Origin of the sequence: Rhizobium sp. P44RR-XXIV, from assembly GCF_001999485.2 — a bacterium.
In the GTDB taxonomy this organism is placed as follows: Bacteria; Pseudomonadota; Alphaproteobacteria; order Rhizobiales; family Rhizobiaceae; genus Rhizobium.
This window is the reverse complement of record NZ_MPVZ02000027.1, coordinates 423139-442222: the sequence shown is the minus strand read 5'-3', so window position 1 is coordinate 442222 and position 19084 is coordinate 423139. Positions and strand designations below refer to the sequence as shown.

General features: G+C 60.4%; 16 protein-coding genes and 3 pseudogenes. 12 read left to right on the top strand and 7 right to left on the bottom strand.

Annotation, left to right across the window (positions count from 1 at the left end):
* Window positions 1-191 precede the first annotated feature (191 nt).
* The 4 genes from BSK43_RS14350 to BSK43_RS14335 all read left to right on the top strand — a co-directional run bounded on the left by BSK43_RS14350 (window position 192) and on the right by BSK43_RS14335 (window position 3646).
* Window positions 192-2312, top strand: a complete 2121-nt coding sequence (locus tag BSK43_RS14350) for a carboxy terminal-processing peptidase (RefSeq protein WP_077470997.1) — start codon at window positions 192-194, stop codon at window positions 2310-2312.
* Between the two features lie 336 nt (window positions 2313-2648).
* Window positions 2649-3026, top strand: a complete 378-nt coding sequence (locus tag BSK43_RS14345) for a hypothetical protein (RefSeq protein WP_077470998.1) — start codon at window positions 2649-2651, stop codon at window positions 3024-3026.
* Between the two features lie 111 nt (window positions 3027-3137).
* Window positions 3138-3377, top strand: a complete 240-nt coding sequence (locus BSK43_RS14340) for a hypothetical protein (RefSeq protein WP_068394662.1) — start codon at window positions 3138-3140, stop codon at window positions 3375-3377.
* Window positions 3378-3439: 62 nt separating this feature from the next.
* The gene (locus BSK43_RS14335; RefSeq protein WP_077470999.1) at window positions 3440-3646 is read left to right on the top strand and encodes a dehydrogenase; all 207 of its coding nucleotides are present in this window, start codon (window positions 3440-3442) and stop codon (window positions 3644-3646) included.
* Between the two features lie 25 nt (window positions 3647-3671).
* Here BSK43_RS14335 and BSK43_RS14330 read toward each other — a convergent pair whose 3' ends face one another.
* Entirely contained in the window at window positions 3672-4577 is a 906-nt protein-coding gene (locus BSK43_RS14330; protein ID WP_077471000.1) for a LysR family transcriptional regulator, read from the bottom strand.
* Between the two features lie 128 nt (window positions 4578-4705).
* Here BSK43_RS14330 and BSK43_RS14325 point away from each other — a divergent pair, with 128 nt between their 5' ends.
* The 4 genes and pseudogenes from BSK43_RS14325 (at window position 4706) to BSK43_RS14310 (ending at window position 10041) form a co-directional block, all read left to right on the top strand.
* Window positions 4706-6046, top strand: a complete 1341-nt coding sequence (locus BSK43_RS14325) for an amidohydrolase family protein (RefSeq protein ID WP_077471001.1) — start codon at window positions 4706-4708, stop codon at window positions 6044-6046.
* Window positions 6047-6118: 72 nt separating this feature from the next.
* Window positions 6119-7318 (top strand): arabinose transporter, encoded by a 1200-nt coding sequence (locus BSK43_RS14320; protein WP_077471002.1) that lies wholly within the window; start codon window positions 6119-6121, stop codon window positions 7316-7318.
* A gap of 63 nt (window positions 7319-7381) precedes the next feature.
* Window positions 7382-8152, top strand: coding sequence for an SDR family NAD(P)-dependent oxidoreductase (locus BSK43_RS14315; RefSeq protein ID WP_077471003.1), 771 nt, complete (start codon window positions 7382-7384; stop codon window positions 8150-8152).
* 165 nt (window positions 8153-8317) lie between these two features.
* A pseudogene (locus tag BSK43_RS14310) lies at window positions 8318-10041 on the top strand (penicillin-binding protein 2).
* A gap of 170 nt (window positions 10042-10211) precedes the next feature.
* On the opposite strand, the gene BSK43_RS14305 reads toward BSK43_RS14310, so the two are convergent.
* Window positions 10212-10583, bottom strand: a complete 372-nt coding sequence (locus tag BSK43_RS14305; RefSeq protein ID WP_136686927.1) for a DUF3824 domain-containing protein — start codon at window positions 10581-10583, stop codon at window positions 10212-10214.
* A gap of 578 nt (window positions 10584-11161) precedes the next feature.
* Window positions 11162-12471 (bottom strand): annotated as a pseudogene (locus BSK43_RS14300) (aspartate aminotransferase family protein).
* Window positions 12472-12569: 98 nt separating this feature from the next.
* Here BSK43_RS14300 and BSK43_RS14295 point away from each other — a divergent pair.
* Entirely contained in the window at window positions 12570-13418 is an 849-nt protein-coding gene (locus tag BSK43_RS14295; protein ID WP_077471006.1) for a LysR substrate-binding domain-containing protein, read from the top strand.
* A gap of 47 nt (window positions 13419-13465) precedes the next feature.
* On the opposite strand, the gene BSK43_RS14290 is transcribed toward BSK43_RS14295, so the two are convergent.
* Complete coding sequence (locus tag BSK43_RS14290; RefSeq protein WP_077471007.1) at window positions 13466-14014, bottom strand: VOC family protein; 549 nt, start codon at window positions 14012-14014, stop codon at window positions 13466-13468.
* 185 nt (window positions 14015-14199) lie between these two features.
* Between BSK43_RS14290 and BSK43_RS14285 the strand changes: the two genes are divergently transcribed.
* Entirely contained in the window at window positions 14200-14955 is a 756-nt protein-coding gene (locus BSK43_RS14285; RefSeq protein WP_077471008.1) for a glucose 1-dehydrogenase, read from the top strand.
* Window positions 14956-14967: 12 nt separating this feature from the next.
* Here BSK43_RS14285 and BSK43_RS14280 read toward each other — a convergent pair.
* A pseudogene (locus BSK43_RS14280) lies at window positions 14968-15560 on the bottom strand (TetR/AcrR family transcriptional regulator).
* Between the two features lie 159 nt (window positions 15561-15719).
* Here BSK43_RS14280 and BSK43_RS14275 point away from each other — a divergent pair.
* Window positions 15720-16118 carry a RidA family protein gene (locus BSK43_RS14275; protein ID WP_077471009.1) on the top strand — a complete coding sequence of 133 codons (399 nt, stop codon included), beginning with the start codon at window positions 15720-15722 and terminating at the stop codon, window positions 16116-16118.
* A gap of 111 nt (window positions 16119-16229) precedes the next feature.
* On the opposite strand, the gene BSK43_RS14270 is transcribed toward BSK43_RS14275, so the two are convergent.
* On the bottom strand, window positions 16230-16700 hold the full coding sequence (locus tag BSK43_RS14270) for an MEKHLA domain-containing protein (RefSeq protein WP_077471010.1): 471 nt from the start codon (window positions 16698-16700) through the stop codon (window positions 16230-16232).
* A 99-nt stretch (window positions 16701-16799) separates the two neighbouring features.
* Complete coding sequence (locus tag BSK43_RS14265) at window positions 16800-17702, bottom strand: LysR family transcriptional regulator (protein ID WP_077471011.1); 903 nt, start codon at window positions 17700-17702, stop codon at window positions 16800-16802.
* Window positions 17703-17839: 137 nt separating this feature from the next.
* Between BSK43_RS14265 and BSK43_RS14260 the strand changes: the two genes are divergently transcribed.
* Entirely contained in the window at window positions 17840-19072 is a 1233-nt protein-coding gene (locus tag BSK43_RS14260) for an HlyD family secretion protein (RefSeq protein WP_077471012.1), read from the top strand.
* Window positions 19073-19084 lie beyond the last annotated feature (12 nt).

Genomic DNA, 19084 nt, shown 5'->3' with positions numbered 1-19084 from the left:
CAGGACACCCGACAAACTGGGGCGGCCTTACTCGACGCCAGGCTGATCAATCGCATGCGCAGAAGCCCTCTGATCTGCCTTTCCGGAAAACTTTACAGACGAAATACGTCCTTCCGGTTGCCAAAAAACCATAATTGTTCCACCAACATCAGACATAAAAAGCTCAACGTTGAGAATCGGATCAAAGCTCAATGCGTATACAACATGGTTTCCTCTTTGCGTTTCTGGCAATTGCTCCGTCGGCATATGCCTTGGAAGCCGGTTCACCGCCCGTTTTGACGCCGCTGCCGCAGCAGGGGCAGGCCGCCCATTTGAGTGCGCAATTTCTCACGCGTTTCCACTATAGGCCGGTTCCGCTTGATGATGCCCTGTCGGTCAAGGTGATGAACCGGTTTATCAAGTCTCTGGATCCGGACCGCGTCCTGTTCGTGCAGGCGGATATCGACAAGTTCATGACCGTCAGCACCAAGATTGACGACGCCATAAACCAGGAAGATCTGCAGATCCCGTTTTCCATTTTCAACCTGTATGAGCAGCGCGTCGTCGACCGTATGACCTACGCCCGCAGCCTGCTCAAAAAGGGCTTCGATTTCAGCGTGAAGGAAGATTATTCCCTGCAGCGCGACAAGCAGCCCTGGCCGCAATCCGAGGCGGAGAGCAACGATCTCTGGCGTAAGCGCGTCAAGAGCGACTGGCTGCGCCTGAAGCTGGCGGGCAAGGCCGACGACGCCATTCGCGATACGCTCGACAAGCGCTACCAGAATTCCCTCGAGCGCGCCTACAAGTACAAGAGCGACGATGTGTTCCAGTCATTCATGGACGCTTACACGACATCGGTCGACCCACACACCGACTATTTCGGCGCAACCGCCTCGGCCGAATTCGATATCTCCATGAAGCTGTCGCTGGTCGGTATCGGCGCGGTATTGCAGGAGCGAGACGACTACACGACCATCCGTGAGCTCGTGTCGGGCGGCCCGGCGCAATTGTCCGGCAAGCTTGCTGTCGGTGATCGCATCACCGGTGTTGGTCAGGGTGAGACCGGCCCCATAAAGGAAGTCGTGGGAACGCGCCTCGACGAAATCGTGCAGATGATCCGCGGCGCGAAAGATTCCGTCGTCCGCCTCGACATCTTGCCAGCGGATGCCGGGCCGGACGCCAAGCATCGCATCATCAGCCTGGTGCGCGACAAGATCAGCCTCGAAAAGCAGGCTGCCCAGAAGACTATCCTGTCGGTAAAGGATGGCGACGCCACACGCAAAGTCGGGGTGATTACACTGCCGGCGTTTTATGAAGACTTCGAAGCGCGCCGAAAAGGCGACAAGGACTATAGAAGCGCAAGCCGCGATGTCGCCAAGCTTCTGACAGAGCTGAAGCAGGACAATGTCGACAGCGTTCTGGTCGACTTGCGCAACAATGGCGGCGGCTCGCTTTCCGAAGCGATCGATCTGACGGGCCTGTTCGTCGGCAAGGGCCCGATCGTTCAGCAACGCGATGCAAGCGGCAAGGTCGATGTTGAGAGCGACGATCTCGCCCAGCCGGCCTGGACCGGCCCGATGGGCGTGTTGATCAATCGCGGTTCGGCCTCGGCTTCCGAGATTTTTGCCGCCGCGATACAGGACTATGGCCGCGGCGTGATTGTCGGAGAGCCCAGTTTCGGTAAGGGCACCGTGCAGACCGTGGTCAATCTCGACCAGGTGGCTCATAACGCCAAGCCGAAATTCGGCGAGCTGAAATTGACGGTTGCCCAGTTCTTCCGCGTCAATGGTGGCACCACACAGCTGCGTGGCGTGACACCAGACATCAGCTTCCCGGCTCTCTCGGACCCCAAGACATTTGGCGAGTCGAGCTATGACAATGCGCTGCCGTGGACGCAGGTCAAACCCGCAAACTATGTGCCTGACGGTGATATAAAGGCAGTGCTGCCGCAGCTGCAGAGCCGCCACGACGCCCGCGTTCAGAACGATCCGGACTTTCAGCGCTTTGTGCAGGATGTTGCCGAACTGAAGGCCCAGCGCGAAAAAGGGGTGATCTCCCTCAATGAAACCGAGCGTCGCAATGAAATGGCCGCTCAGGCAAAACGGTTGAAGTCGCGCGAGCAGATAAACGATGGCGTTGACACCAGTGAAGACGATGGCCTGCAGGCCAACGAACGTAGCCTGAGTGCCGATATCGCCATTGAAAAAGCCCGCAAGAGCGCAAAGGACGTTCTCCTGAACGAGGCGGCCGCCATTCTCGCTGATGAGGCGGATCTGCAGGCAACAGGACCGAAGACTGCTGCACAACGACCGGCAGGCACTGACGGAAAATAGCCGCTTCCCGGAGGGCACAATCGCGGCGGCCGGAGCAGCCGTTCAGGTCCGCAGCTTTGCCTGGCAGAAGCAGGATAGTCGCGCTGGGTGGTGCATTTGGACCAATGCAGATGTATCCGGCCACCGCGCTCTTGCACGGTGGAGTCGATATGGCCTATGTCGGATTTCAAATCGACGATGCCGGCAACGGTGTTTCAGGCTCGCTCGCCAAATCCTTGAGGGTGGACGGGTCAATGGAATGACGACGGATGGAAGCCGCATGATTGCCTCCATTGCCTTGCCTTGGCATCCAAAGGAACACCGGCGCGATCCCATAGCGAGGGAGGAACAAGAGCGATGACCAAGATTTCCGACATGATCAAATATCGCGGCTTTCCGTCAGGCATGCCGGGGACAGGCGTCCAATTCACCATTCGCCGCGCAAACCACAAGGGCGTGACGCCGATCAAGAGCCTGCCGCGCCGCGCACGACAGGGCTCGCTGGAACATCGGATCGATGCAGCATTCCTGCATGCGCTCTGGCACTATTTCGGACCCGAGCCCTTTGCACGCGGCAACCTGGATGCCGCCCGTCTGAACCTGTTCTTTGGGCGCGAGGTCATGGCGGCAGATAAGGACTTCGATCCAACCTCTTATGAGGCGATGCTTGTCATCAACGAGAAGGTGGCGCGCGAAACTTTCCCCGAGTCCTTTGAAGAGATCATGGAAGTCTGACAAGGCACTGCGTCAAACCGGGATCTGGCGTAAGAGTCTGAACCGCGCCAGAACTTCAGCTTGACTTCTCCCTGATCAAGAACATAATAGGAACGAATCAGGGAAAATACCATGGCAACCGCCGAAAAATTCATCATCCTGCCGTACAAGAAAAACCGCGGAAATCTCGTTCCCGGCGAAATGCGGCAGGCATCCAATGCCGTGAGCGCCGAGAAGATTGCTTCGGCCATGTCGGAACGCTTTATCGGCGTGGCCGCCTATGCGGTCATGGTGGATGACGAGACCGGCGACATGACGGCCCCTCGCCTGCTGGCAAAGCACGGCGAAATCGCCGATCTAAACGCCGCCTGAGATCGACCGACAGCTTGACGATGAGTACCGCCATCGGTCGGCGGAACGGAGATGTGCGTCCTATGAGTGCCGAAACTGGTCAAGCCGTTGAAGACGTAGAGTTCGATCCGATCGAGGCGATCCTGGCCGCCCATGATGGAGATCCGCGGGCCGCGATCGGCGACCTTGTAGAGCGCATTCAGCATCTTCGCTACCAGCTTTCGCTTGCCTCCGCATTCATGAGCAAAGGCATGACCCGTGGCTGGGAACCGAGCATGGATCAAAGCTGAGAAGGAATGATCTTTGCGGGATGGGCTAGAGCCGCTGGATGACCGAGACGCAGAAATCCAGAAAGGCCTGCACCTTGGCAGGCGGATGCTTGCTTGACGGATGGTAAGCATAGAGAGGGAAGCGTTCCCCATGCCAGTCCGGAAACAGATCGATCAATTCGCCGCTATCCAGCAAATGGCGAACACCCCAGCCGATGATTTGCCCAATACCGGTGCCGGCGACGCATTCTTCCAGCATTGTCTTCGGGTCGGTGAAGGTCAGTGGGCCGGAGGTGGCGACCAAAAGCGTCTCATGCGCACCGATAAACTCCCATTCGAACGGTTGGCCGCTATGCGGATCGAGAAATTGCAGGCAACGATGCGCACTGAGTTCGGAGGGATGCCCCGGCCTTCCATGGCGCGCCAGATAGGATGGCGCTGCGACAGTCAGGATCGGCGCCTCGATCAGCTTGCGGGAGACGAGGCTCGAATGGCGCGGCTGGCCGAAACGGACGGCAAGGTCGATCCCCTCAGAAACCAGATCGGCGACATGTTCCCGCGACACGAATTCTACGGTGAGCTCCGGGTAGCGATCGCAGAAGCTGCCGAGCTTGCCGGCCAACACCAGTGGCAGGAAGAAGGGATCGATATCCACCCTCAGCCGACCGCGCACAGCAGATGAGGCGCCTGAGGCGACAGCCGCAGCATTCTCGATCGCGTCGAGATGCGGTTTTACCTCCTCGTAGAAGCGGCGCCCCTCGTCCGTCAGCATGACGGAGCGGGTGGTGCGGTCCAGAAGCCGGATGCCAAGTCGCGCCTCCAACCGTCCGATCGCGCGGCTCACTCCGGAGTCGGTAATGCCGATAAGGCCTGCGGCCTTGACGAAGCTGCCGCCTTCGATCACGGCGGCCAGCACGCTCACGCCCGACAAAATTCTCCCATCGAATGGCATCGATGCTTCCTGATTTTTAGTCAGGAAGCATCTGACATAATCGCACTTAATTCAAGAGTGCTCCAGAGCGATAGTCCCACCCGAGGCCACCGAGCCTTTCCTGACCATAGACGAAAGGGCATGGGACCATGACCACGCAAAATGCAAGACGCACGCTTTTCAAGGGCGGCACCATCCTCACGATGGACACCAAGACCGAAAACCTGCCTGTGGGCGACATCCTGGTAGAGGGCGATCGCATTGCCGCGATCGGCGCCGACATCAAGGCGGATGGTGCCGAAATCATCGATGCGCGCGGCACCATTGTCATGCCTGGCCTGGTGGACGCCCATCACCACGCATGGCTTGGCGTCATGCGGCGACTGATGCCCGATGTCGACGACCTCTTCGCCTATATCGGCGTGGTCGCCGAAACCCTGGGCAGCCACTATCGACCTCTGGATATGTATCTGAGCACCCGACTGACGGCAGTGGCCTCGCTTGATGCCGGCATCACCACTATCATCGATGCCTGCCACAGCTCCCGCAGCCCCGAACATACAGACGCAGCGCTGGATGCATTAGACGGCGCCGGCATCCGGGCGCTACACATGGTCGGTCCGGCCATGGACAAGAAGGCCTCTTCCGCCCATCTGCCGGATGATCTGGAGCGCCTCGCCTCGAACTGGAACCATGATGGCGGCCTGGTAAAGGTCGGGCTCTTCGGTCAGCTTAATCTCGACTGGTGGAAGGTCGCGCGCAGCCTGGACATGCGCATCCTCACGGAATTCATCGGCGATCTCGCAAAGCTCGGTCCGGAATTTGCCGAGAAAGGCGTGCTCGGCCCGCATAACATCTTCAATCACTGCACGCGCATCCCGCAGGAAACCTGGAGGCTGTTCGCCGAGGCCGGTGTCAACGTGACAGTCAATCCGCGCTCTGACGCGCTCTTCGGGTTCGATGACGAAAGTTTCGCCTATCAGCAGGCGATCGATCACGGTCTCACGCCTGCGATCGGCATCGATCTCGATACCGCCTTCGGCAGCGACATGTTCGGGGAAATGCACGCCCTGTTCGGCCAGCAGCGTTCGGCCATGCGCTATCGCCGTTTCCGCGGCGAAGCGGATGCGCCGGCGCCGATTACGGTCGAGGCGGTCCTGAAGGCCGCAACTATCCACGGCGCCCGCGCCGCCGGGCTTGAAGGCGCGGTCGGCACGCTTGCTCCCGGCAAGCAAGCCGACATCATCATAGTCCGCACCGACGGTGTCGCCGTCTTCCCGGTCAACAACGCCATCGGCACCATCGTTCAGGCTGTTTCGCGCGCGGACGTCGATACCGTCATGGTCGCCGGCCAGTTGCGCAAGCGTGCGGGCAAGCTCCTTGATGTCGATCTCGACAAGCTGACCATCGAGATTGGCGCGTCGCGCGATCATCTGCTCCAGGCCAGCGGTTATCGGCCGGAGCTCTTCGCAACCCCCGTCGCGGCCTAACAAGGCCAGGCGTGTCGCCCATTGTCGGCACGCCACCACCCAAAATTCATCCAGGCATGAAAGGAGACCGTCATGTCACCACCGGTCCTCGACGGCGCGAATCCGGCAGATAGCGCGCCCATCCATCTCTCCCGTCCAGCGCCGGGCATCATCGCCGCGCTGTTCTGCGGCTATCTTGCCGTCGGCCTGCCGCTGCCGGTCATTCCGCTGTTTGTCCATGACAAGCTTGGCTTCGGCAACCTGGTCGTCGGCATTGCCATTGGCATCCAGTTCCTCGCGACCGTGCTGACCCGTGGCTATTCGGGCCGGTTGACCGACAGCCATGGCGGCAAGCGCGCGGCGCTGCAGGGTGCGGTCACCTGCGCCTTCGGCGGCTTGCTCTATCTTGTCGCCGCCTTGCCGGCGCTGAGCCCGCAGGTCAGTCTCGCGGTCATCATTCTCGGCCGGCTGGTTGCGGGTTTCGGCGAGAGCCAGTTCGTCACCGGCTGCGTCTCCTGGTCGATCGCCTCGGTCGGGCCAAAACGCGCCGGCAAGTCGATGTCCTGGACAGGCATCGCCATGTTCGCCGCCCTTGCCATTGGTGCACCGATCGGCATGGCCCTCTATCAGACCTATGGTCTCGAGGCCGCCATGGTGGCCTGCATTGTCGCACCGATCATGGCAGCCGCCATCGCCTTGGGTGCCTCGTCCTACACCACGCCGACAGGAACACGTCTGCCCTTCTACCGTGTCATCGGGCAGATCTGGAAAGAAGGCCTCGGCCTGATGTTGTCGGGCGTCGGCCTGTCGGGCCTTACGGCCTTCGCGTCACTGTATTTCGCGGAACGCGGCTGGGCGCATGCCGGCCTCGTCATGACCGCTTTTGGCATAGGCTTCATCTTCATGCGCGCGGTATTCGGCCACCTGCCGGACAGGATCGGCGGCTACCGAGTTGCTTTCTGGTCGCTGGCGATCGAGGCTATAGGGCAGGCTCTGCTCTGGGCGGCACCGATCGAGATGGTCGCGCTTGCCGGCGCGCTCGTCACGGGCCTGGGCTGCGCGCTGGTCTTCCCGGCGCTTGGCGTCGAAGCCCTGAAGCGCGTATTGCCCGCTAATCGCGGCAGCGCCATGGGTGCTTTCGTTGCCTTTCTCGACATCGCCTACGGCGTTGCCGGCCCTTTGGCGGGCGTCATCGCCGGCCAGTTCGGCTATGCTGCGGTCTATATCCTCGGTGCAGCCGCGGCCGTCATTGGCGCCTTTCTCGTGCTCGGCCGCCGCGGCGCCAAGGTCTGACCCTTCACTTTCCAACCGGCGACATCCCGGTCGCCGGTACCCATTGAACAACGGAGCATTCCCATGTCACGTATCTTCATTTCCGGATCGTCCACAGGCCTAGGCCTGATGGCTGGCGAACTTCTCGCGGAACAGGGCCATCAGGTCGTTCTGCACGCCCGCAACGCCACCCGTGCCGAAGAGACCAGGCGAGCACTGCCCACAGCGGAGGCCGTCGTCATCGGTGACCTTGAAACCATCGCCGGCGCCAAGAATGTCGCCGCCGACGTCAACGCGCTCGGCCGGTTCGATGCCGTCATTCATAACGCCGCGGTCGGCTACAGGGAGGTCCACCACCTGACTGCCGATGGTCTTCCGCATGTCTTTGCGATCAATACACTGTCGGCCTATATTCTCACGGCGCTGATCGAGCGGCCGAAGCGTCTCGTCTATTTGAGCTCCGGAATGCATCACCATGCCGATGCCAATCTGGATGATATTCTCTGGAAGACGCGCCGCTGGAACGGCTCCTCAGCCTATGCGGAAAGCAAGCTGCACGACACCATGCTCGCCTTCGCGATGGCCCGCCTATGGCCGGAAGTCTATGCGAATTCGCTGGAGCCCGGCTGGGTGCCGACGAAGATGGGCGGTTCGGCGGCACCAGACGATATGGATCAGGCCCATCGCACCCAGGCCTGGCTTGCGGCGGGAGACAAGCCGGACGCCGATGTGACGGGGCAGTATTTCTACCACCTGAAACGCATGCCGGCGAACCCGCAGGCCTCTGACCCGGCCCTGCAGAACCGGCTTTTGTCGATATGCGCCGATATTTCCGGGGTCGGCTTGCCCGCCTGACCAATGCGGTTGCTCTTCATCCATGTCGGAGAAGAGCAACCGGCGGACATCTTACGCGAGGGGGATGGAAAGGCTTGGGATTAGCCTCTTGTTAACCATCTTGACCCTATAAATTCGTGTTCGAAAGGCGCCCCCGCTTTTCCATTTTCGCGAATGAAGTCGGTAATGTCGATCATCCACGCTCTAAGCGTAAACAGCGGTCGCCTGGTCAGGCTTACCTTCGGCCCAGGCTCGCAACGGCGCCCTCCCGTGAATGCTGCGGGTCACAGCAAGCTTGCAAAAGCGCGCATTGTGATGCTCGGCGGCGTGCTGGTGATGGTCTACATCGTGGTCTTTGCAAGGCTGACTTTCTTCGGCATGGCGCCAAGGGACGAAACCTCGTCGATTCCGCCCGAACATGCGACTGCTGCTCGCCCCGATATCGTCGATCGAAACGGCGAATTGCTCGCGACCGATATTCGCACAGTCTCGATGTTCGCCGAACCCAACCGCGTGGTCGATGCGGACGAGGCGGTGGAAAAGATAGCCCAGGTCTTTCCGGATATAGACCGTAAATCCCTTTACAAGAAGCTCGCCGACCACCGTTCGCACTTCGCGTGGTTGCGCCGCCAATTGACGCCGAAGCAGCAGAGCGAAATCCTGGCGCTCGGCATTCCGGCGATCGGTTTCCGGCCGGAGGTCAAGCGTTTCTACCCCGGCGGCCGTACGGCCGCTCACATCCTCGGCTATGTCGATATCGACAATCACGGCGTGGCCGGAATGGAGAAGTATCTCGACACGCAGGGCCTGTCGGACCTCGATTCCACGGGCCTGACGAGCCAGGATACGCTGCAGCCGGTCCGGCTTTCAGTCGACCTGCGCGTTCAGAACATCGTCCACGACGTGGTGTCGGATGCGATCGGTCGGTACGAGAGCCAGGCGGCCGGCGCCGTCATTCTAGACATTCACACCGGCGAAGTACTGGCCATGGCCTCGGCCCCCGATTTCGACCCGAACGATCCGCAGGCGGACGGCGACAAGGGCTGGCTGAACCGCATGTCGAACGGCACCGACGAGATGGGCTCGGTGTTTAAGACCTTCTCGATCGCGCTCGCCATTGATACGGGTACGGTCAAGCTATCGGACACCTTTGACGCCAGCGCTCCTCTGCATTATGGCGGCTTCATCATCCATGATGACCGCGACGTGCCGCGGCGCGTCCTGTCGATCCCGGAAATCTTCCGCTATTCGTCCAACATCGGCACGGCCAAGATGATGGACAAGGTGGGCATGGTCAGCCAGAAGGCCTATCTGACCCGCTTCGGACTGTTGTCGAAGATGCAGACCGAACTGCCTGAGGTGAAAACGCCGAGCCAACCGAAGGTTTGGAAGAAGCTCAACTCCATAACCATAGCGTTTGGCCACGGCGTCGCCACCACGCCGATGCAGACCGCCGTTGCCGGCGCAGCCCTTATTGATGGCGGCAAGCTGATCGAGCCCACCTTCCTTCCGCGCACGCAGGAAGAGGCGGAAAAAACGGAAACGATCATCGTCAAGAAGAGCACCAGCGACACCATCCGATATCTGTTTAAGCTGAATGGCGAGCAGGGCACCGGTCGGTCTGCCGACGTCCCCGGCTATCATGTCGGCGGAAAGACGGGCACGGCAAACAAGGTGATCCACGGCGTCTATTCGCATAAGCTCAGCTTCAACTCCTTCCTGGCCGCCTTCCCCATGGCAGACCCGAAATATGTGGTCCTGGCCTTCATCGACCAACCGCTGACAGGGGTGAACCACCTGAACCTCGCCGCTGAGACGGCCGCGCCGATGGTTCACGACATCATCAGCCGCGCGCGCCGATCCTTGGTGTTGAGCCGGATTTCGGGACAAGTCAGATCGCGTCCTATTGAGGGCGTTACGTCATTCCGAAAATGACGCAGCTTAAGCCGGGAGGCCTAGCGGCGCATAGTTCCCCTGATTGCCGCTATTTCCTGTTGCTTCCATGCTGCCTTGATGGCGTCTGCGCAAGGCGTGCCGGATGCGTCGGAAAACAACCTCACCATCCGGCTACTACCAGAGATTACCAGGCAGGCCTTGTCTCATACACCGGGGAGGCGGGGCGCCTGGAATAGTCGTCATAGTAGTACCGGCGGCCACGGTCCGGGTAATACCGATCGCGGTCCTTCCTGTCCTTCTTCTTCGACGCTTCGGAAATCGCATAGGCCCCGACCGCTCCGGCCGCGACACCAACCGCAACTGCCGCTGCGGCCTGATCTGCCTTCTGACGGTTTTCCGCATATATGTTCTGCGTGCAGCGGCGATATTCCATCGTTCCAGGGCGCAGCCCGATGCGATCGCAGCTGGCATAGGCACTATCCAGCGACTGCTGGGACGATTGGCAACCGGATAGTAAGACGGCGGTTACGAGTAGAGAAACGAGCACTGGTTTCATTTGCTTTGGTCAGTCCTGAACGAGTTGAAATTGGGATGCTTGTCGGATGCGGGGTTCAATGCCCAATTGGTCTGAACCCCGGGGTTCGTGGATGCCGGATCGAAGACACAGCTATCCGGTCGCACTGGCAGTGCGTTAAGGCCGTCGATGATCCATTCCCGTTGATGTTCGTGATCGCTTGCCTATGGCAGCCAAATTGAGCTCGCAAAAAGCCCATCCGACAAGGCTTTCGAGCCAACGCGGCTAGCGCTTATGGGAACTCAATGAGCTGACCATCACGCAGATGGCGATTTGTAGAAAGCTACAGTGAAGACACGGAGAGAGTTGCGCGAGATTTCACGTGTTTTCCTTCGGATAATGACAATCGATCACAGCCACCCCACCATGAAGCGGCGGCATAAAAGACGATATAGACCGATTCGGTCGGAAATCAACCGATATGTTTTATACCTGACGCCATTTACCGTTCGCTCTTGCCGCGCCACTGCCCGAGCGGTCTACCCTGTTTAGACCGCTCGGCGGGGATGCCGGTTCAGCTCCGTCGCTATGGAGCAACTGGCCTGTGCATTTGCCAGCGTTCAGGCAGCCTTGGTAACGGCGGCGATCGCGTCCGACATGATCGCTATTCCAAGGTCGATCTCCGCATCCGAAACCGTCAGCGGCGGGGCGATGCGGAACACACCGCCCATGCCCGGAAGCTTGACGATGTTCATGCTGAGACCCCGCAGCATAGCTTCGTCCATCACCCTGGCCCCGAGCTCGAAGCCGGGCGCTTTCGTCTGGCGGTCGCGACGATCTCAAGCCCAAGAAGAAGGCCGCGGCCGCGCACGTCGCCAACGCATTCGAACCGCTGCTGCAGCGACGAAAGACCATTTCGCAGGCGCTCGCCTCGCGTGATCGCCTGTCCGACAAGACCGTCCCGCTCGACCACGTCGAGCACGGTCAAGCCGACGGCTGCCGGCAGCGGATCGGACACATGGGTCGTATAGAACAGGAAGCCCCTTTCATGCGCCTTCTCTTCGATGTCCCCGGTCGTCATGACGGCGGCAAGCGGCAGCCCCGCCCCCAATGTCTTCGACAAGGTGAGAATATCCGGCGTCACGCCGTCGCGCTGGAATGCGAACATGTGCCCGGTTCGCCCGACCCCCGTCTGTGCCTCATCGAGGATCAGCAGCATGCCCCGCTCCTCACACTTGCGCTTGAGAGCCGCCAGGTAACCCGGTGGCAGCTCAAGAATGCCGCCGCTCGACAGGATCGGCTCGGCGATGAAAGCCGCGAGATTGCCCGTCGACTGGCGGTCGATCAACGAAAAGGCATCGTCGAGTTCCGTCTGCCAGTCATTGCTTCCATCCGGATGCGTGAAACGCGGACGATAAGAATTGGGTGCCGGGATCACCAGCGAGCCGACGGCGGCAGGGCCGTAGCCGCGACGGCCGGCACTATAGGTCGCCGAGGCCGCCGCCCCTGTCATGCCGTGCCAGCTCTGTGCGAAAGCGACGATCTCGTAGCCGCCGGTAACCAGCTTCGCCATGCGGATGGCGGCTTCGTTTGCTTCGGCGCCGGTCGTCAGGAGCTGCACCCGATCGAGCCCCGGCGCGAGTGCCGCCAGGCGCGTTGCCAGATCGACAACCGGCCGGGACAGCATACCGCTGAAGAGATGGGCCACTGTCCGCATCTGCCGGTCGACGGTTGCCACGATGTCGGGATGCGTGTGGCCGAGAACACCGCTCATCTGACCGGAGGTGAAATCGAGGATGGCACGCCCGTCCGCATCATAGACGAAGCTGCCCTCCGCCCTTTCGACGATAATGGTTTCGAAGCTGGGGCCATATCGCGTGAGATGCTTGTTGGCAGACGCCCAGAATGCAGGATCGGAATTCAGCGACATCATACGGCTCCTCGTTAGCGGTCATCCTATGGCTAGCGAGACTTGCCATTTCAGGCAAATTGATATTCTTCTACTCGGATATTGAGAAAATTGATAACATGCGTGATCTCGATCTCACCCTGCTCAGAAACTTCGCCGTCATTGCCCGAACGGGTTCGATCAGCCTTGCCTCTTTGCAGGTAGGGCGAACCCAATCGACACTGAGCATGCAGATGCAACGCCTCGAGGATCAAATCGGACAGGCGCTCCTTCATCGCAGCGGATCAGGCGTGCGCCTGACGGCAGCGGGTGAGAAGCTGATGGCACATGCGGAATTTCTCCTTGCCAGGCACGATGACATCCTCGCCGATATGGATGGAACGGCTCTTAGGGGCTCGGTCAGCCTCGGCTGTCCTGAGGACTACTCAATCGCGTTCCTGCCCGGTGTTCTCAGGAGCTTTTTTGCCCGCCACCCGGATGTCGAATTGCGCATGGTCTGCGCGCCGACCACCGAATTGCGGCCGCTGCTCACTCGCCGACAGATCGACGTGGCGCTCATATCCATCGCTGACGTGGCCAACAGCGACGTGCTGCGAAGGGAGGATTTCGTATGGGTCGGAAACGCGCCTGAACCGAATATTCTCGACCACCCTAACCTGCCTCTGGCGCTATCGGCCCCGACGACGCTGGACTATCGGGCGGCATGCGATGCGATGGAGGCAATCAACCGGCGCTACAGGGTCGCCTTTGCCAGCAACAGCCTGGCCGGGCTCATCGCCATTGCGCGATCCGGCCATGCGATCAGCGTGCTGACGAGAACGGCCGTGCCGCCGGATCTTCACATCATCACGGCCGGCCTGCCGTCGCTCCCGACGATCGGTATAGCGCTCGAATATGCCGAGGCGCGGCCGTCCTCAGCCGCGAAGGCCTTGGGCAATCACATACGAGCGGTTCTGCCCGAGCTTTAATCGGGTTGCCAAAGCCGATGACACGCTGCGCTCCCTTCTCCCGACCATCAATTTGCGGGAAATTTCGGCGACCAGAGAACCGTTTCAGCCGTCTTTTCATAGGCCATGCCGTCGGGATAGCTGATTACTTCCAGCTGCATGCCCCAGGGCGACTGGAAATAGAGAATGCTCTGCCCGGCATTCGGCCCCTCGGTGATGGGAAGCGGGCCGAGACGGGTCACAATGCCCTCAGCGTCAAGATAGGCCTTGGCTGCGTGAATATCCTCGACATAGAGCCCGACATGGAAGGCGCCGATATCACTGTTCTTCTGGTCGAGGCGGCGCTGGTCTGGCGCCTCATATTCGAAAAGCTCCAGATTGGAGCCGTGGCCGATGCGGATGAGCGCGGCGCGTCGGATGCGGGCGCGGGGATGGGTGCCAAGCGCTTGCTGCATGAAGTCGCCCTCCTCATCGCAGATCGGGCCGAACGTATAGGCATGTTTGCAGCCGAGGATGCGCACAAAAAAGTCCAGCGCCTCATCGAGATCGGGAACGGTAATCCCAGTATGCTCCTGTCCGAGAAGGCCGGGCAATCCCGAAGGTGCTGTCTTTGTCATGCAAGTCTCCCATTGCGGAACCCGGAGCCGAAGCCGTTGTTTGCGAGACTCAGCCCGGGCTCGGTTGCGTTTCGATTGTTGTCTTCATCAAGCGCCGCTGCGCTCAAGCCGCATCGGCCTCCTTGAGGGCCATTATCCGCCATGTTAGCACCACGCGATCCAATACAGCATTTGGGAGAATCCTGATGAGATTGCGAGACAAGGTTGCGGTTGTTACCGGCGGCCAAAGAGGAATAGGTTTTGCCATTGCAGAAAAGTTCGCACGCGAAGGCGCACATGTGATCATTGCCGACATCGGCGATGCGACACAGGAAGCTGCCTCACTGTCCGCGATAGGAGCAAACAAAGCACGCTTTTGCAAGACGGATGTCGGCTCCGAGCGCGAGATCAGGAGCATGGTCGATGCGGTGGTGAGCGAGCACGGGCGGATCGATGTGCTCGTCAACAATGCCGGCATCGAGTTCTACAAGCCGGTGACCACGACGACGGAGGATGAATGGGATCGGCTGATGCGGGTAAACCTCAAGGGCGTCTTCCTGTGTTCGAAGGCGGCCATCCCGGCGATGAGGCAATCCGGCGGCGTCATCGTCAACGTCGCCTCCGAACTCGGCCTCGTCGGAGAAGCCAATGTGGCTGCCTATTGCGCCTCCAAGGGCGGCGTGGTGATGCTGAGCAAGGCCATGGCCATCGATCACGGCCCCGAAGGCATTCGCGTCAATTGCCTATGCCCCGGCCCGGTCTCCACCCAGCTGCTGGAGGATGTGTTCCTGGCCAGCGACGACCCCGAATGGATGAGGCAAAGTTTCGAGCGGCGAATGATATTGAACCGACTTGGCACTCCCGAAGAATGCGCGAATGCCGCGCTGTTTCTGGCCAGCAGCGAATCCTCCTTCATGGCCGGCGCCAATCTGGTTCTGGACGGCGGCTGGACGACGCGATAGCAGACTGGCGGCTCATGCAGGCTTGATGAGCAGGCCCGCAGCCATAGCGTGGAATGCCTCGACCACTCTCGGCAGAACCTTCTCCGGATCGTCACTCGCGGCGATCCAGAGAGCGGCATTGAGGGCAGCCCCGCCGAGAAGCCGGGCAGCGGCTTCCGCATCGACCGGTTTGAGAACTCCCCGCGCAATCAGGCCTTCCACCGTCCGCCTGGTTGCTGAAGGCAGCTGCTCTGGCTCGGCCATTGCGACGGATCACCCAGCACCGCGGGGCCATCGAGCAGGACGATGCGCTGGACTTCGGGATCGAGTGCCATCTCGATATAGGCTGCGCCCTCGGCCAGCAGGCCCTGCCAATCGTCGCCCGCCCTGGCGCCGATCTCCTGGGCGCGTGAAGCCATCTCCGAGTCGATCTGTTCCACGACGGCGGCGAGGAGCCCGCGCTTGTCTCCGAAATTATGGTAGAGAGCGCCCCGCGTCAGGCTGACATCGGCTGTTATCTCGTCCATCGACGCTGCCGAATATCCCTTTTCGGCGAAGGCTTTTCGCGCAGCCGCAATCAGCTTCACGCGGTTCTTTTCCATCGTATCGACGCGACGTTCCGGCATTTGATCCTCATTTTCACATACGCGCCGTATATGAACTTGACATACGACTCGTATCTGAATAATTCCACATACGTGCCGTATATCAAATTACGCCGCAGCTTGTGAAGCCCTCGACGGGGCTCACCGGCTCCAGCCACCGACGATGAAGAAAGATCCAGCATGACCCAACGCGAAGCAGTTTTTCCTGCAAACAGACACGCACTTTACGAACAACATGGCTATTCGGCCGCCATCCGGTCCGGTGATCTGCTTTTCGTATCCGGACAGGTGGGCAGCCGCTCCGACGGCACGCCCGAACCGGATTTCGAACGCCAGGTCCAGCTCGCTTTCGCAAATCTCAAGGCGACGCTGGATGCAGCAGGCTGCACCTTTGACGATATCGTCGATGTGACGACGTTCCACACCGAGCCCGAAAACCAGTTTCCAACCATCATGGGCGTCAAACAGACGATTTTCGGCCAGCCGCCCTATCCGAACTGGACCGCGATCGGCGTCAACTGGCTCGCGGGCTTCGATTTCGAGATCAAGGTCATCGCCCGCATCCCCTCGAAAGCCTGATCCTTGCTGCGAAACCGATCATCTCCCGGATTGATACCCGGGAGACCATGGTGGACAGGCTGTTGGTGGTGACGATCGTATCGGCGATGCCGTTATTGAAGGCATAAAAGGTTAGACATCTGTCCATCTGGAAAAGGTCGCCGCCTGGCCGCGCCGATTGCCATCCTTGTCGATGAGCTGCCAAACAATGCCGTCTTCGATCCAGAAGCGCCGCCCGGATTTGGCGATCCTCACCCCGCGATAATCGGAAATAAAGCCATTGCGCGTCACCGCATCCAAGAGCCGCTGACGTTCCTCGCGATTGGGAAGCTCCGCCGAAAGGCGCGAGGGCAAGGTTATGAATTCGTTCCAGGGATATTCGAAGCAGTTCTGGCCGGCCTTGTTGGCATAGACGAAGCGCGGATCGGCGTCCGTATTGTGGGCCAGAACAACGAAAGGAGCATCGTGATAGAGCCACTCCGCTCCAAGCCCCTCATGAACGAGCGTGGTCCCGACGATGCGATGAAAGCTGCCCGTCAGCAGTTCGAAAAACGCGTGATCGACCGACAAATCCACGGCGTTGGCTTCAGGCTCGCGAGTCATTGATTTCCTTCCAGTCACCATGGGCACCGTTCGTGAATACATCGCTCTCCCGCCCTGTTGGCAAGCGAGATTGCGGGCGGCGGCAGAAGGCCGCAATGCTCAGCTCATCCATTTGCGATGTTCGGCGAAGCGCTCCACCAGGAGATCGATGAACAGCCGTACCTTGGTCGGCAGGTGGCTGCGGTTGGGGTAGATTGCGTTGATGGTGAACTCTACGGGGCGGTAGTCCGGCAGCATGCGGATGAGGCGGCCGGCGGCGACCTCCTCGAAAACGATGAAGCTCGGGGCAAGAAAGATGCCCTGAGCGTTCGCCAGCAGATAGCGAAGCATCTCGGGGCTGTTGGAGACGACATTGCCGGAGATCTTGACGCTTTGCTGCCTCCCCTCGGCATCCTCGAAGCGCCATTCGTCGCCATAGGGATAATAGGAATATTGCAGGCAATTGTGCTCGGCGAGCTCGGCCGGTGTCTTCGGCATGGGGTGTGCATCGCGATAGGCCGGCGAGCAGACCAGCATGTGACGCCAGGGCGTGAGCTTGCGCACGACCAGCGTCGAATCCGGCGGCGATACCGTGCGGATGGCGAGATCGTAACCCTCTTCGACCATGTCAATCATGCGCTCGTTGACGCCGAAATCGATCGAAATCAGCGGGTAGAGGGCCATGAACTCGCTGATGACAGGCACGAGGAAGCGCACGATCGCCGTGTTGGAATGGATCTTCAGCGTGCCGCGCGGCGTGGTCGAGAGCGCACCGGCCGCCTGGTCGGCCTCCTCGAGATCGGCAAGGATCTGTGCGGAGCGTTCATAATAGTATTTGCCGGTCTCCGTGAGGCTCACCTTGCGCGTGGTGCGGTTCAAAAGCCGCACGCCGAGGCGGTCTTCGAGCGATTGCACGTGATTGCCCACCATGGTGACGGACATATTGAGCCGGCGGGCGGCGGCGGAGAAACCGCCGCATTCCACCACCCGGCCAAAGACTGTGAGGCTGGTCAGCCGATCCATGTAACCCTCGGATTATCCGCTGTGAGTTGATGATCCTTCCCGATTTGAGGAGATTATCAGAAGGACCGTTCGGACGCATCTTCATGGCATCAAAAAGGCCCTCGTGAAAGGGCTGCGATGTTTAAGGAGACGGACACATGGTCGAACTACCCCGCAACGAGGCTTTCAAAAACGCGAGCCAGGCCGAGGCTGTTCCTGCGGGAGAGGTGGCAAAATCCCCCGCTGCCGAAGCGCCGCAGGCACCACCCGCCGAGGCGACAACCCCTGCGGCCACGAAGGCTCCCGGGACGGGCCGCAAGCTCATCAAGCGCGGATTGCTCGTTGCCGCTTTGCTGGCCGGCGTCGCTCTGGGCGCCGATTACGGCTATCACTACTGGACGGTCGGCCGCTTCATCGAGTCCACTGACGACGCCTATGTGAAGGCCGATTACACCGCCATCGCCCCAAAGGTCGCCGGCTATATCAAGGATGTGCTGGTCAACGACAATGATACGGTCAAGGCCGGCCAGGTGCTTGCCCGCATCGACGATCGCGACTTCCAGGCCGCGCTTTCGCAGGCGAAGGCGGATCTCAAGGCCGCGGACGCGGCCATCGCCAATATCGATGCGCAGATCCTTCTGCAGCAGTCGCTGATCGGGCAGGCCAAGGCAACAATCGATGCCTCCCAGGCTTCCCTCGACTACGCACAGTCCGATGCGGCCCGCCAGGCGCGTCTGATCAGCAATGGCGCCGGCACGCAATCGCGCGCAGAAGAAACGCAATCGGCCAGCAAGCAGGCCGCTGCCGCAGTCGAACGCGATCAGGCAGCACTTGTTGCGGCCCAGAACAAGGTGCCGGTGCTGCAGACACAGCGCGATCAGGCTGCCGCCCAGCGTGATCGTGCCGCGGCAGCATTGCAGCAGGCCGAACTCAACCTCTCCTACACGGATATCGTCGCCGCCGTCGATGGCACGGTCGGTGCCCGCTCGATCCGTGTCGGCCAGTACGTCACCTCGGGCACGCAGCTGATGGCGGTGGTACCGCTGCACTCGGTCTATGTCGTCGCCAATTTCAAGGAAACGCAGCTGACCTATGTGCGCCCCGGCCAGTCGGTCGAGATCAAGGTCGACAGCTTCCCCGACGTCGCCATCAAGGGCCATGTCGATAGCCTCTCGCCGGCAAGCGGCCTGGAATTCTCGCTGTTGCCGCCGGATAATGCCACCGGCAATTTTACCAAGATCGTTCAGCGCATCCCGGTGAAGATCGTCATCGATGACGAACATCTCGCCGGCCTGCTGCGGTCCGGCATGTCGGTCGAGCCTGAAATCGACACCAAGGCCGCCCAGACATCGACTGCCAAAGCGGAGGGATTATCCGGCCAGGCTGGATGATCCTTCCCTTCC